At 73.1% G+C, this 13,898-nt stretch carries 10 protein-coding genes; 2 read left to right on the forward strand and 8 right to left on the reverse strand.

Translation table 11 applies throughout. The features are described from left to right. Positions 1–107 precede the first annotated feature (107 nt). From ABH925_RS24985 to ABH925_RS25015, 7 genes are all read right to left on the reverse strand, one after another. On the reverse strand, positions 108–2,459 hold the full coding sequence (locus tag ABH925_RS24985) for a TOMM precursor leader peptide-binding protein (protein WP_370151120.1): 2,352 nt from the start codon (positions 2,457–2,459) through the stop codon (positions 108–110). Positions 2,460–2,533: 74 nt separating this feature from the next. After that, positions 2,534–3,322 (reverse strand): RimK family alpha-L-glutamate ligase, encoded by a 789-nt coding sequence (locus tag ABH925_RS24990; RefSeq protein WP_370151121.1) that lies wholly within the window; start codon positions 3,320–3,322, stop codon positions 2,534–2,536. 366 nt (positions 3,323–3,688) lie between these two features. Further along, complete coding sequence (locus tag ABH925_RS24995; RefSeq protein WP_370151122.1) at positions 3,689–4,357, reverse strand: GAF domain-containing protein; 669 nt, start codon at positions 4,355–4,357, stop codon at positions 3,689–3,691. After that, positions 4,350–5,318, reverse strand: a complete 969-nt coding sequence (locus ABH925_RS25000) for a S8 family serine peptidase (RefSeq protein WP_370151123.1) — start codon at positions 5,316–5,318, stop codon at positions 4,350–4,352. Before ABH925_RS25000 ends, ABH925_RS24995 begins: the two co-directional genes overlap by 8 nt. An 11-nt stretch (positions 5,319–5,329) precedes the next feature. Further along, positions 5,330–8,587: an AAA family ATPase gene (locus ABH925_RS25005; RefSeq protein WP_370151125.1), complete on the reverse strand. Its 3,258-nt coding sequence runs from the start codon at positions 8,585–8,587 to the stop codon at positions 5,330–5,332. A gap of 84 nt (positions 8,588–8,671) precedes the next feature. Continuing rightward, on the reverse strand, positions 8,672–8,863 hold the full coding sequence (locus tag ABH925_RS25010; RefSeq protein WP_370151127.1) for an aroma-sacti cluster domain-containing protein: 192 nt from the start codon (positions 8,861–8,863) through the stop codon (positions 8,672–8,674). 180 nt (positions 8,864–9,043) lie between these two features. Beyond that, a complete protein-coding gene (locus tag ABH925_RS25015) occupies positions 9,044–9,364 on the reverse strand; it encodes a helix-turn-helix transcriptional regulator (protein ID WP_370151128.1) in 321 nt (106 codons plus the stop codon). Positions 9,365–9,697: 333 nt separating this feature from the next. Here ABH925_RS25015 and ABH925_RS25020 point away from each other — a divergent pair, with 333 nt between their 5' ends. Beyond that, positions 9,698–9,910 (forward strand): hypothetical protein, encoded by a 213-nt coding sequence (locus ABH925_RS25020; protein WP_370151129.1) that lies wholly within the window; start codon positions 9,698–9,700, stop codon positions 9,908–9,910. A 61-nt stretch (positions 9,911–9,971) separates the two neighbouring features. On the opposite strand, the gene ABH925_RS25025 is transcribed toward ABH925_RS25020, so the two are convergent. Next, on the reverse strand, positions 9,972–13,202 hold the full coding sequence (locus tag ABH925_RS25025; RefSeq protein WP_370151130.1) for a BTAD domain-containing putative transcriptional regulator: 3,231 nt from the start codon (positions 13,200–13,202) through the stop codon (positions 9,972–9,974). Positions 13,203–13,807: 605 nt separating this feature from the next. Here ABH925_RS25025 and kdpF point away from each other — a divergent pair. Next, the gene (kdpF, locus tag ABH925_RS25030; RefSeq protein WP_370151131.1) at positions 13,808–13,897 is read left to right on the forward strand and encodes a K(+)-transporting ATPase subunit F; all 90 of its coding nucleotides are present in this window, start codon (positions 13,808–13,810) and stop codon (positions 13,895–13,897) included. Position 13,898: the final 1 nt, after the last annotated feature.

A 13,898-nucleotide genomic window follows, 5' to 3' on the forward strand; every position in this document is an offset into this window, starting at 1 on the left:
CCTGGACAGCTCGGCCTGCGCCGAAGGAAGGGCGCGTCCCCGGGCTCCGGGACGCCTGGCCGCACGGGTGCCGGCCGCCGCGCTCGGCGCGGATCAGACGATGCGGATCAGAAGAAGACGCTCCACGGGTTGAGCCGCTCCTCGGGGGTCGGCTCCGCCAGCAGGCCCATCCGCACCGGTACGTCGTAGAGCCGGCCCGGGGCCAGGCGTCGCCAGAAGTGCCGCATCCCGGGCACGACCACCCGCGCGACCGAGAGCTCGATGTCGGGGCGGGACTGGTCCAGGACGATCATCTCCATCCCGGCTTCGGCGACCCGCCGGTTGCACTGCTCGACCACGTCGGCGATGCCCCTGCCACCGGGCTGCGGGTAGTCGGCCAGGGTGGTGGCCCGCCGGGTGCGGTCCGGGGTGAGCCAGGGCTGGTTCTCGACCGAGGTCTCCGCCCACCAGGACAGGGTGTAGGGGTCGTCCTCCCAGTACGCGGTGTTGCCCGCCGCGTCACGGCGCTCCACCGCCGGGAGGAACTGGTTGACCTCGGTCAGCGCACGCAGCGCCGCGACCCGCGCGTCGGGATGCGCGCCGAAGCCCAGCAGCAGGTCCTGGACCGGGTGGTCGACGCGCTGCGACACCCCCGCGAAGGCCGGGATGCCGAGGTCCGAGGTCAGGTCCAGCAGCCAGAAGGTGCGGCCCATGCCGGCGTAGAAGTCCCGGAGCATGTCGACGTACGGCTCCTGCAGCGAGTCGATGTCGAACTCCGGCATCCGCAGCCGGTTGTACCACCACAGGGCGACGCTGTCGCGCTCGACCAGCTCGCTGAACCCCTGCAGGACGGCCTCCTCCAGGGTGTTCCCGCTGGCGCAGCCGTTGGCGTCGGCCATGCAGAAGCCGGAGTACAGGTCCGGGTGCCCGAACCAGCTGAAGGCCGCCGGGATCTTGCGCTCGCGCTGGGCCGTCAGCGACCAGGCCGTGGTCCAGTCGATCCGCTCGTCGTCGCCGAGCGGGCGGGGAACTCCGTTGAGCCGCCCGGCCGGTGAGTCGTTGTACTGCTCGCGCTCGGCGTACTGGCGCTCCGAGTACTGGCCCAGCAGGTCCATGCCGACGGCGAGGTCGGGTCCGAGGTCGGCGTAGGCGGCGCGGACGACCGGCCGGGCCGGCGTCCAGATGCCGCAGTAGCGCTCGATCGCCTCGCACACCGCGCTGGTACGCGCCTGCACGTCGCTGCGGCCCTTGCCGCCGCTCTGCCCGCGCAGGTTCCGGCGCAGCAGGTCGAGGTTGTCGCCGCCCATCGCGAAGTTGTGGCCGGCCCGGTAGCTGTAGGTGACGCCGTTGTCGATGTCGGCGAAGCTGGTGAGCTCGGTGACCGCCCCGAGGATCGGGTCGATGTGCTTGGAGAGCCGCTCCAGCGTCGCCTCCGGGGTCACCACGCGGTATCCGCCGTCGAGGCTGATCCGGGCGGTGTCCCGGGTGAGCTCGATGCGCGGATCGCGCTCGGAGACCAGCGCGGGGTTCCCGCACGCCGCGCACTGCGGCTGCCGCACCAGTTCGTGTTCCTCCAGCCGCAGGGTGCGCTGGTCGATGGTCACCAGCTTGCCCCGGGTGCTGGCCTGAGCACCCGTCAGCACCTTGGCCAGCTCGTTGACCAGCAGCCCGGTGAACAGCGCGGTGCCGCCCGGGGCGGCCGCCATCGAGGTCAGGAACGGGGTGCGGTCCGCGTGCTTGTTGATGAGATAGCGCTCGACCTGCCGGTTGCCCTCCACCCGCTCCGCCAGGCAGGCCCAGCAGCCGGTCGTGCCGGGCTGGAAGTACGGTCCGAGCCAGAGCACCTGGCCGCCGGGCTTGGCGAGCAGCCAGGGCCGGCCGCCACCGAGCAGGACGTCGTTGAGCTTCTCCAGCTGCGGCATCAGGTAGTCCTCGACCAGCACCACCACCGGACCGTCCACCGCTCCGGCGCTCAACGCGTCCAGGTCGGCGGTGACCACTCGCAGTCCGCCCTGCTCCAGTGCGGCCCGCACCGGTTCGACCGCCGCGTCCCCGACGCCGACGAGCGTGACCGTGGTGGACGCGAGCCGGGTGGCCGCGAGCGCGGGATCGACCCCGACGCCGTCCCAGTGGGCGACCGCCGAGCGGTCGCCGTCCGCGGCGCCGTCCGCCAGCTGGCCGAGGGCCTGGAACTTCCGGATCACCGAGAGAGTCTGCTGGAGCGGGATTTCGCCGGCCAGTTCCCCGCAGATTTCCGCGGTTGTCCGTGTCCCGTCAAGAAAGGGGAGGACTTTCACCGGAGCCTCGCCGCTCAACATCAGATGCTGGCCCTCCGCCAGCAGAAATACCTTCGAATCCCCGACTACCTCTGCCACCACATGTGCTTTGAGGCGTGGCTTTTTCATGGTGCCCTCCACCCTGGCAATGACAGCCCCCGTGCCGGGGTTGCTGAATTGCTGATCTGCGGCACACGATGTCATAAAGGCGGCCGGACTGTACAGGTGCAAATATCCGCCTCCCAGCGTGCGGAATCCCGCCTGCCGAAAGGCCTGGATCACCCGCAGAGGAAGGACAGCAGATCAATGCCGGCACCGTCCCCGGCCGACTCCCGGCGGTGCAGGGCGCGCAGCATCCGCACCGCGGCGTGGGTGACCCGCGGATCCCCGGCGGCGGTCTCGAACCAGCGCCAGTCGCCGTTGAGATTCGCCTCCAGGAACACCGGCTCACCGGCGGGCTCACCGGCGCGGAGCAGGAAGTCGAAGGCGCAGTAGTGCAGCTCCCAGGCCTCCGCAAGGGTCCGGGCCGCCCGCAGCACGGCGTCCGGCGGCCGCACGGCACGCACCCGTACCGCGGCCGGACTCAGCCACGGCTCGGCCGGGGACGACTTGGCCACCGCGTAGGCGTGCAGCTCGCCGTGGACGTAGTAGACCCGCAGCTCACGCTGGTGCTCGACGTACTCCTGGAAGACCATCGGCGGGCCCGCCGGTTCGGACCGGTCCAGCAGTTCGGCCCGGTCCAGCACCTCGGCGAAGACGCCGGTCAGCAGGCCGGGACCGGACTCGACGAAGTGGCTGCCCAGGGCCTTGACCACGATCCGCGGCCCGGTGAGCGCGGCCGCGGCGGCCGCGGCGTCGACACCCACCAGCGTCCGCGGCGTGGCGATGCCGAGGCGCGCCGCGTCCCGCAGCTGTTCCAGCAGACCGGGACGCCGGCGCGGAACGCACACCGTCGCCGTCCTGGCGAGCTGGTCGATGAATTCCGCCCGGGAAACCCGGGCGAACCTGTCGAGCGCACTCGCGCCGAATGGTGAACCGTCACATGCGCTGCCCGTCGTCGAATCCATCGACAGACCGTGCCGCGCCCAGACCACGGTCGGCCGCATCCGGAGATCCCCGACGGTAATCAATCCCGTGGACACGTCGAATCCGAGCGCGCATCCGGAATCTCCGTCGGGATCGATCCCGAGGACGGTGATTCCAATCCTGCGCAGAATGCGCGACACCGCCAGGAACTCGGCGTCGCTTTCCCGGCCGACCAGTACCACGCATTCGACGGGATCCGATCGCGTACCGCCGGCGGATCTCGGCGCCGGCCGGGGCGCGCACCTCCCGTTCGGATCAGGTCCGTTCAGATCCAGCACGAAGCGGGAATCGGTGATCTGCCCCAGCAGCGGTCGTCCCCCGCCCGGTGGCGTCGGCCGGTTCACCCGCTAGCCACGGCGCGGACGGGGGGCCAGCAGGTCGTCGGTGGCGTTCAGGAACTTCAGCGCGACCTCGGTGGTGGGGCCGTCCGCCGTGTGCAGGTGCTCCTCGATCCGCTGGATCAGCATCGCGGCGGCGCCGCCCAGCGGGTCCTCCCAGCCGGCCCGCCCGGGCCGCGCCATCCCGCGCAGCCGCACCAGCAGGTCCAGGCCGATCGAGGCCTGCGCCGCCAGCAGCGCCAGCAGGTCGACGTCGGCCAGTTCACCGCTGGTGCGGTTGCCCCGGTCGAGCACCTCCAGCACACCGATGCACTCGCCCCGGCGGATCAGCGGGGCCGCCATGATGCTCTGCGGCACGTATCCGGTCGACTCGGCCGCCGAGCGGGCGAACTCCCTGACGTCCGCGAGGTCGTCGGCGAGCATCGGCTGGCCGCAGGTGGCGACCCAGCCGACGATGCCGGTCCCGGCGGGGAACCTGGTGCCGGGCAACTGCCCGGCCCCCTCCCCCGCCACCGCCTCGAAGATCAGGTCGCCGGTCTCGCCGTCCACCAGGAACACCGACGAGGCCGCCGCACCGAAGACGTAGCGGGCCACCTCGACAACGGACTGCAGGAGCTGGCGCTCGGTCAGCTCCGTGACGCCACCGGTGGCGGAGTCGGGGAGAGGGTAGTCACGCAAGGGCATGAGTGTCTCCGTTCTCGCTGGGCTCGTTGGTCTCGTCGGTCTCGTCGGGTTCGTCGGTCCCGCCGGCGACGTTGCTCGCGGTCAGGTACAGGACCGACTTCAGCTGGAAGGGCGTCAACGAGCGGTGCTTGCTGAGGATCAGCGCGCAGATGCCCGCGATGTGCGGGGCCGCGAAGCTGTTGCCGGTGCTGCGCATCGCGCCGCCGCCGGGCCAGGCCACCCGCACACCCACTCCACGGGCGTAGAACTCCACCGGTGGCGACGGGTTGTAGTAGTGCAGCATCGGGTCCGGCTCGTCGTGGCTCGCCACCGAGACCACCGACGCGAACGGCCAGGGGAAGCTGCGCACCGGCATGTTGTGGGCCGAGACCACCAGCAGGCAGCGCCGGAAGTAGGCGCGGTCCGCGAGTTCGTACAGGGCGAGGCTGAGCTCCGGCCTGACCGTCGACAGGCTCAGGTTGATGACGTCGAAGCCCTCGTCGATGGCCCAGCCCAGACCGGCGAGCAGGGCCGCGCCACTGCCGGTCTTCCCCTGGGTGAGCACGCGCACCGAGGAGAGCGAGGCCAGCGGGGCCACCGAGCGGATCACGCTCGCACAGGCGGTGCCGTGACCGGCGGTGTCAGTGGCCTCGCAGTCCTCGACGACCGGTTCCCCGTCCGCGCCGGTGGTCACCGCCACCACCCGGTCGAGGGGGCCGACCAGGGGGTGGCCGCCCTCGACCCCGCTGTCGACCACGCACACCCGCACTCCCGACCCGTCCGCACCGCCCCAGGCCCACTGCGGGGTGACGTCGACCAGCGGGGTGACCGCGAACGGCTCGGGCGCCGACCTGGTCGTGGGGGCGCCCCAGGCCGGCACTCCGGGGAAGTGGTCCCGTGGCGGACGGCGCCACGGAGGTGCCGTCCCGAGGCCCGGACCCGTGATGCCCGGACCCGCAATACCCGGCCCCGTCATGCTCGGCCCTTTCACGACTGGTCCCGCGCGGTGCCGGGAGCGGCGGCGAGCCAGGCCAGCGCGCGGCCGGCGGGGAGCAGGGCTCCCTTCGCCGTGTAGCACCGCGCCGCCGAGCGGACCGCCTCCACCGCCTCGTCCTCGCGGCCGACGGCGCGCAGTGCCTCGGCGAGTTCGGCGAGGGTGTCACCACGCAGACAGAGGTCGTCCGTCCGCTCGCTCATGTCCCAGACCAGGCGGGCCTGCGCGAGTACGTCGTCGGACCTCCCGTCGGCCGCGGCGAGGCCGGCCCTCAGCGCCGTAGTGATCATCTCGGTTCTCATGTCGAGTCCTCCCGGTCCCGCCGACAGCGTGGTGAGCAGGTCGGCGGCGCGAGCCGTCCGCCCCGACCGGAACGTCTCCCGGGCCTGGTACGCCACCAGGGTCTTGGCCGGGCCCAGATGCCCCGCCGCCCTCAACTCCTCGCCGCTGCGCCGGAAGTGCTCCTGGGCGAGCCGGTGCGAACCCGCCAGCGACTCCACCAGGCCCTGGACCTGTGACACCGTGACCGCGCCCAGGTTCAGGTGCAGTTCGTCGGCGTGGTTGCGGGCGGTCGCCAGCACCGCCCGGGCCCCGTCGAGGTCACCCGCCAGAGCCAGCAGCCGTCCCTTGGTCGCCAGCACCGGCAGCATCAGCGAGCGGTCCGCGGCAAACCGTTCGAGCAGTTCCGCGCAGAGCGACAAGCCCTCGACGACGGGCGTCGGCGACCACTGGGTGAGCTCGCACAGGCCGGTGAGGATCCGGTTCTCCGCGTACTCGTCGCCGAGCGACCGGGCCCGGACCAGGGCCGCGCGCAGGGCCTCCTCGGCCGCCCCCAGGCGGGCGTCGCCCAGGTGGCAGAACGCCTGGAGCTGGTGCAGCACGTACCAGCTCAGGTCGTCGGCGCCCTGGTCCGCGAGCGTCGCGGCCAGGTCCTCGGCCTCCGCCGACACCTGCTCCGCGGAGACCGCCCCGAACCGCAGCGAGAGCAACTGCCGCTGGAGGGCGAAGACCCGCCGGTCCGCCATGGCGGCGGCGCGCTCGCCCACCTCCAGCGCCGCCATCGCCTGCTGCGGCTCGCCCAGGCCCAGTCGGCAGTCCGCCAGTCGCAGGGCGAGCAGGGGGTGCTCGGCCGCGGCCACCGGAAGCAGGTCACGGCCGCGCTCCAGCAGCGCCGCGGCCGCGGGGAGGTCCTTGCGGCGCAGCGCGACCGTGCCCTCGTCGACCAGCAGGCGGGAGGCCCGCGCCGCGAGTTCCGGCAGGGTCGGGTCGCCCGGACTGACTTCGCGGCGCAGCAGGCAGGCCATCTCGGCGTGGTAGCCGAGCCGGCTGTCCGTCCGCCCGTCCACTCGGCTGTCCGCGCGCCCGTCCGCACGCCCGTCCGCCGCCGTTGCTCCGATGGCCGCGGTCCCGTCCTGGAGCCAGGCGACCAGGCCGGAGTGCCAGCGTTCGCGCTGGGCCTTGGCGGTGCGGGCGTAGGCGGTGTCGCGCACCAGCACCTGGGTGAAGCGGAAGCCGCCCGGACCGCGGCCCCGTTGGACCAGCCGGCGGCGGACCACCCGGAGCAGCAGCTCGTCGAGGTCCGGCGTCTTGCCGTCGACCGAGGCCAGCACGCCCAGTTCACCGCGGGTGAACTCCCAGCCGATGGTGGCGGCCCACTCCAGCAGCCGGCGTTCGACGGCGGGCAACCCGTCCAGCCGGGCGCTCAGCACCGCCTGGATCGTCGGCGAGACCAGGGCGTCGGGGCCGTTCTCGCTGATGACGTCCAGCATCAGTTCGGCGAAGAGCGGGTTGCCCTCGCAGCCGTCGACCACGGCGCGGCAGACCTCGGCGGTGTCCACGCTCTGGGCGAGCACCTCGGGCGCCGGGCCCCACGCTCCGACCGCGCCGACTCCGTCGCCCGCCAGCACCAGTGCGCCGACGAGTTCACCGGTCTGGGCCGGGGTGAGCCGCTCCAGCTCCAGCACCGACACGCCCGCCTTGCCGCCACCCCAGGTCGGCCTGGTCTCCAGCAGCTCGGGGCGGGCGACGCAGACCATCAGGGCCGGCACCCCGGGGAGCCAGCTGACCAGGTCGTCGATCAGGTCGAGCAGCGTCGGCTCGGCCCACTGCAGGTTCTCCCAGACGGCGATGATCGGGCGCCCGTTGCCGAGCACCTCGAAGAGGTAGCGGGTCGCCCAGGAGATCTCCTCGACGCCGACCACCACCGCCGGCCCGGCGGCGTCACCGGCCACCGTGGCCAGGCTGCGCAGCGCCCGCGCCCCTTCGGGCTCCGGCTCCAGCACCGCCACCACCTGGTCCCAGCCGCCGGGCAGCGACTGGATCATCTCGGCGATCGGCCGGTAGGTGACGCCGTGGCCGTAGGAACGGCAGTGGCCCACCATCACGGTCGCCTCGTCCCCCACCGCGGCCAGGAACTCGCGCACCAGCCGGGACTTGCCCAGCCCCGGTTCGCCGAGCACCGTCGCCAGCCGGCACTGGCTGCCCCGGACCGCGCGTGCGAAGCCGTGCCGCAGCTGGCCCAGTTCGTCGTCCCGTCCGATCATCGGGACGGCGTCGGCGCCCCGGCTCAGCGGTGCCGCCTCGATCGCCAGCAGGCGCCACACCGGGACCGGGTCCGCCTTGCCCTTCAGCGGCAATGGGGGCAGCTGCTCCAGTCGGGTGTGGGCGCGCACCATGAAGGCGACCTCGGCGCCGAGCAGGGTCTCACCGGCGACCGCGGCGGACTGCAGGCGGGCGGCGGTGTTCACGGCGTCGCCCACCACCCTCAGGTCCCCGTTCGACGCGGCGGTGACCACGACCTCGCCCGAGCTGATCCCGGTGTGGACGTCCAGCTCGATGCCGTGGGTACGGGCGACCTCAGCACCGAGGTCGCGGACCCCGAGCCGGGCCGCCTCCGCGGCCCGCACCGCGCGCAGGGCGTCGTCCTCATGGGCGGTCGGCACCCCGAAGGCCGCCATCACCGCGTCGCCGATGAACTTCTCGACGACCCCGCCGTGCTCGGCGATCGCCCCGGCGCAGACCGCGTAGTAACGGTCCATCACCACCCGGAGCGGCTCCGGGTCGAGCGACTCGGCCAGGGCGGTCGACCCGACGAGGTCGATGAACAGGATGACCACGATCCGGCGCGACTCGCGGTCCGCGCTGTCGACGACGGTCAGCGCGGTCCCGCACATCGGGCAGAACCGGTTGCCCTCGATCACCGGGGCCGCGCAGGAGCGGCATCGGGCACCGGGCTCAGCGGCTTCCGGCATCGGACCCCCTTGGTGACGGATTGTCAGGCCCGGAGTGCACCTCCGGGCCTGCTGGCGGACATGGGCCGACGGACCCGGGCAGCGCTAGAACATCTTGAGTTCCTGGGCCTCGACCTCGGCCTCGACCTCGTTGACGGCGTCAAGGCGGGCCTTCAGTCCGTTGATCACCCGGACCTCGTCCTCGGTGAGGGCGGCGAAGACGTCGCGCTGGGCCTCGGAGATGAAATCGACGGGATGGCCCGCGTCCCGGAGCGCGGTCAGAGCGTCGAACGGCATGGGGACTCCTCGGTTTGTCTACGGTTTGACTGCATGCTTCCGTGGGTCCGGCAGGGCCGGTCCCCGATGTCGTGCACCGCGCGTAGATACGCCCGGCGGCGATACCCCGCGCAGGGGTTCCCCGCACGGCAGTTACTGCGACGGCGGGACGGGCGGGACACGTGCCCGCTGCCGCGTCACTCAGTCGACGGAGACCCGTTCGCGCTCCGCGGCCCGCGCCTCCAGGCAGAACCGGCCCGACCTCCTGGGGGGCCAGCTGCGCGGGACCAGGATGCCCCCGGCGTAGGCGCGGGCCACCAACTCGGTCCGGTTCCGCACGTCGCACCGTTTCAGCATGCTGCCCAGGTGGTGCGTGACCGTGTGCGGGCTCAACTGCAGGGTGAGCGAGATGGCCTGGGTACTCCAGCCCGCCGCCAGCAGGCAGATGAGGTCGACTTCACGCTCCGTCAGATGCTGGTCGTGGCAACAGCATCCCCCTGAATCCAGGACCACCGACTCCATGAGCACCCTCTCAGGTATGTCCGAACGCCTCGCGCAACGATCCGCCGCGGACCGGCCCTTCGGCGGTGGCCGGGGCGGGGTCTGCTGGCAAGGCACAGACTGCCAGAGGGCCGGTCTACACCCTGTGAACGGCCTGTCAACGGGACCCGTCAACGATCGGCCCCGCCCGCGTCCCGCCCGCGTGGAGTGCGACGACACCGTGCGGTCGGCAGCCATCGCGGAGGCGCTGGACACCGTGTACGACCCGGTCCCAGCACGGCGTTGACGCCACGTTTACGGCCCCATGCCAGGATCCATTCTCAAGCAACACACAGAGACGGAGGGATCCTTCCCATGGATCGACGGAACCGGGCCACTCAGCGCACACTTCGCCTCGCGGCCCTCGGCCTGAGCCTCGCCGCAGCGCTCACGGCCTCGATCGGCGTGGCGAGCGCGACCTCCCGGACCGACCATCGCGTCGGCTGCCACCAGAGCGGGGAGACCGACGAGTGGAACAACACCAGCTCCGGTTGCGTGGTCCTGCCCCCGTGGTTCCATAAGCCCTGATCGGCCCAGCGGAGCGACAGCGCGCCGACCGTCCCGTAACGGACGGTCGGCGCGGCTAGGTTCAGGCCCGTGCCGGAACCTCTTCCGGAGCGGGGACCGCCGCGACCGAAGCCGGAGCAGGGACCGGGACCAGGGCCGGGGCGGGCACGGGCACCGGAGCGGGAGCGGGGACCGGCGCCGCCGGCTCGACCCGGGAGAGCCTCTCCGCCTCGGCCGCCTCGGGCAGGCCGAGCCGCCGGTAGAGCTCGTAGGCCTGACGGGCCCGGCCGCAGGCCTCCTCGGTCCGCTCCAGCGCCCGCAGCACCCGGGCCAGCACCATCAGCGCATGCCCCTGGTCCCGCTCCTGGCCGGTGGCCTCGCACACCCGCACGGCCTCCAGGACCTGCGGCAGCGCCTCCTCGGCCCGGCCCAGGGCAAGCAGGGCGTCCGCGAGCCGGTAACGGGCCGGCGCCTCCCGGCCGGTGGGGCCGACCGCGGTCCACAGCCGCAGGGACTCCGCGAACCGCTCGGCGGCCTCCCCGTGGCGGCCCAGCCGGTGCAGGGCGAGCCCCAGTACGTACAGCGCCTTGGCCTCCCCGACCCGGTCGCCCGCCTCCCGCTGGTCGACGAGGACGCCCTCGCAGTCCGCGACGGCCTCCTCCGCGCGCCCGGCACGGACTCTGGCCACGGCGGCGTTGAGGGTGCTCACGCACTCCCCCGAACGGTGGCCCAGCTGTCTGGCGAGGGCGATGGCCTCGTCGTAGCGGCCCACCGCCTCGTCGAACCGGCCCTGGAACTGGGCCAACAACCCCAGGTCGTTCAGTGTCTGACGCAGGATCAGGGTGTCGCCCACCTCCCGGCAGACGTCGGCCGCCAGCCGGGACTCCTGTTCGGCCTCGTCCAGCCAGGTGGCGGCGGTGGCGATGTTCCCCAGCAGGAAACGGGCCCGCCCCTCCACCGTGCGGTCTCCGCCCTGCACCGCGGCCAGGACCAGCAGCCGGGCGGTGGCCGCCCACTCGTGCCGCTGCGACTCCAGGGCGAAGGGGCTCAGCGCGATCAGCAGGTCGGCGCCCATCCTCAGGAACGTCGTTGCACCGCACTCCGGCTCCGCGGGGGTTTCCCCGGTGAGCCCGGCACGGGCGATCTGCGCGGTCAGCGCGAGCGCCCCGTCGGTCTCGGCGGCCGCCCAGCACCGGGCCTCCTCCAGCCCGGACAGGGGAGCGCGGCCGGACTCGACCTGCACCAGCACATCACGCACAGGGTCGCCGGGGACGGCGAACTCGAACGCGGCCCGGGCGGTCGCCAGCAGGTGGCCGAGCATCCGGGCCCGCGCCGCGGCCGCCTCACCGGGATGAGCCTGCTCCGAACGGTGCAGGGCGAAGGCGCGGAGCAGGTCGTGGTGCCGGTAGCGGCCGGGGCCGTGCGACTCCAGCATGGCCACGTCCGCCAGGGATTCCAGCAGGTCGTCGGCCGTGCGCTCGTCCACACCGATCAGCGCGGCGGCCGAGGAGAGGCTCAGGTCGGCCACGTCCACGGCCGCGACCAGGCGGAAGGCCTCGGCCTGGCACCGGTCCAACTGCCGGTAGCCCAGCTCGAAGCAGGCGCCCACGGCCAGGTCCCCGACCCGCAGTTCGTCGATCCGGCGGCGCCCGTCGACGAGCCGGTCGAGCAGCGTGCCGATCGTCCATCCGGGCCGCGCCGCGAGCCTCGCGGCGACGATCCGCACCGCCAGCGGGAGGAACCCGCACGCCGCGACCAGGTCGCGGGCCGCCTCCGGCTCACCCTCCAGCCGCCCGGTACCGATGACGTGCTCCAGCAGGCTCAGCGCCTCGGGCGGTTCGAAGACGCTGAGGTCGATCTGCCGGGCCGCGGGCAGCCCGGACAGCCTCGTCCTGCTGGTGGCCAGTACCGCGCAGGAGGCCGTTCCCGGCAGCAGCGAACGGACCTGCGCGGTGTCGCGGACGTTGTCCAGGACGATCAGCAGCCGACGGCCCTCGACCATGGACCTGAAGAGCGCGGACCTCGCGGCCAGGCCGTCGGGCAGGGCCTCGGCGGGAGCGCCGAGCGCGTGCAGGAATCCGGTGGCCACCGACTCCGGGGTGGCCACGACCTCGCCGCCGCCGCGCAGGTCGGCGTACAACTGGCCGTCGGGGAAGGCGTGTTTGAGCTGGTGCGCGACGTGCAGCGCCAGTGTGGTCTTGCCGACCCCGCCCATACCGGCCACCACCGCCACCACCGGCCCCGTGCGCGGTTCCGTGCGCAGGGTGGCGTGCAGCTCCGCGATCGGGCCGCAGCGACCGGTGAAGTCCAGCTCGTCCGGCGGCAGCTGGGCCGGCGTCGGCAGCGGCTGGGCGGCGCGGGCGGTGCCCGGCGCCCCGGCGGGCGCCACCGGCGAGGCCCCCGCCGCGAACACCTCGCCGGCGGCGGACGCGGCCGGCGCGGGCTCTGCCGCAGCGGACAGGGCCGGGGCGGACGCGGCCGGGGCGAGCCGGACTGCGGGCACCCCGGCTCCGGATGCCGCGACGGCGCCGCCCCCGGTGGCATCGATGCCCGCCGCCCCGGCGCCGCCCCGATGGCTCGCGGCTCCCGCCAGGCCGGGATCCCGGTCCAGGATCCGGCGGTACAGCGCCAGCAGGTCAGGGGCCGGCTCCATCCCGAGCTCGTCGATCAGCATCTGCCGCGCCCGGCGGAACACCTCCAGTGCCTCCCCCTGACGCCCCGCCTGCGTCAGCGCCTGCATCAGCAGGCTGTAGAGGCCTTCGCGCAGCGGATACTCGGCCGTCAGCGCGGACAGCTCGGCCACGCACCGCGCCGCGCGGCCGAGCGCGACGTCCAGGCCGATCCGCTCCTCCAGCAGGGTCAGCCGGAACTCGGTGAGCCGGTGCCGCTGCATCTCCGCGAAGGTTCCGGGCACGCCGGCCAGGGGCTCGCCCTGCCACAGATCGTCCGCCGCGCCGAGCAGGCCGCGCGCCTCCTCCAGCAGCCCGGCCGACCTGGCCCGCTCCGCGCCGGCGGCCAGCTCCTCCGCCCGGTGCACGTCCGTCGCCCCCGCGTCCAGCACCAGCCGGTAGCCGCCCTGGTAGGACACCAGCACGTCGGGTTCGTCGGCGGAGGTCTCCAGGATCCCGCGCAGACGCCACACATAGGTGCGCACCGTGGCCCGCGCCTGGGGCGGCGACCCGTCCCCCCACAGCGCGTCGATCAACCCCTCCATGCTCACCCAGCGACCGGGCTTGAGCAGCAGCGCGGCGAGGACCGCCTGCTGCTGCGGACTGCCCAGCGGCAGCGGGATCCCGTCGCGGTCCCCACGCATTCGCCCCAGGACACAGAAACTCAGGTCGGCCACAGGCGTTCTTCCCCCCTGCACGTTGCAGCCCGGGGCCGACACGCACGCTCTTCCCCCGGGCTACGGATGATCATAGGTCTCAGCCCGCCGTCCGACCCCGAATCAGGCAGCGGCCTGCTCGGGGCCCGCAACGCCCCCGCCTGCCTGGACGCACCCCGCCACACCTTCCGTTCCCCCGCCGACGGGACGGTTCCCGCCCTCCGAAGGCGCGGCGCGTCCACCATCGGCTCCAGCGGCGGGTCGGGCGTGACCGGGTCGTGACCTCACGTAAAGGCGGTGTCAAGGTTCCCGGGTCAGCCGCCAGGGGGGCGTTAACGGACATCCCCCGAACGGCCCACATCCTGTTCTCTGAGCGAGGCCGGTTCGTACGGCCCCGCTCGCGAGTCCTCTCGGGCGGATCGGACCCACTCGACCCCTGGGGTGCAACCTCATGCTCGACGTGCTCTTCGTCGGGGTGACGATCCTCGTGTTCGCCGTCCTCGCCCTGATCGTGAAGGGGGTGGAGAAGCTGTGACTGCTCTCCAGCTCCCCGCCCTCACGCTCACCCTCCCGTGGACCGCGGGGGTGTCGCGATGAGCGTTGACAACATCGTCGGCCTGATCGTCTCGGTCGCCCTGGTGGGTTACCTGATCGCGGCTCTGATCCGTCCGGAGAAGTTCTGAC

It is taken from the genome of Streptacidiphilus sp. EB129, assembly GCF_041262645.1.
GTDB lineage: Bacteria > Actinomycetota > Actinomycetes > Streptomycetales > Streptomycetaceae > Streptacidiphilus.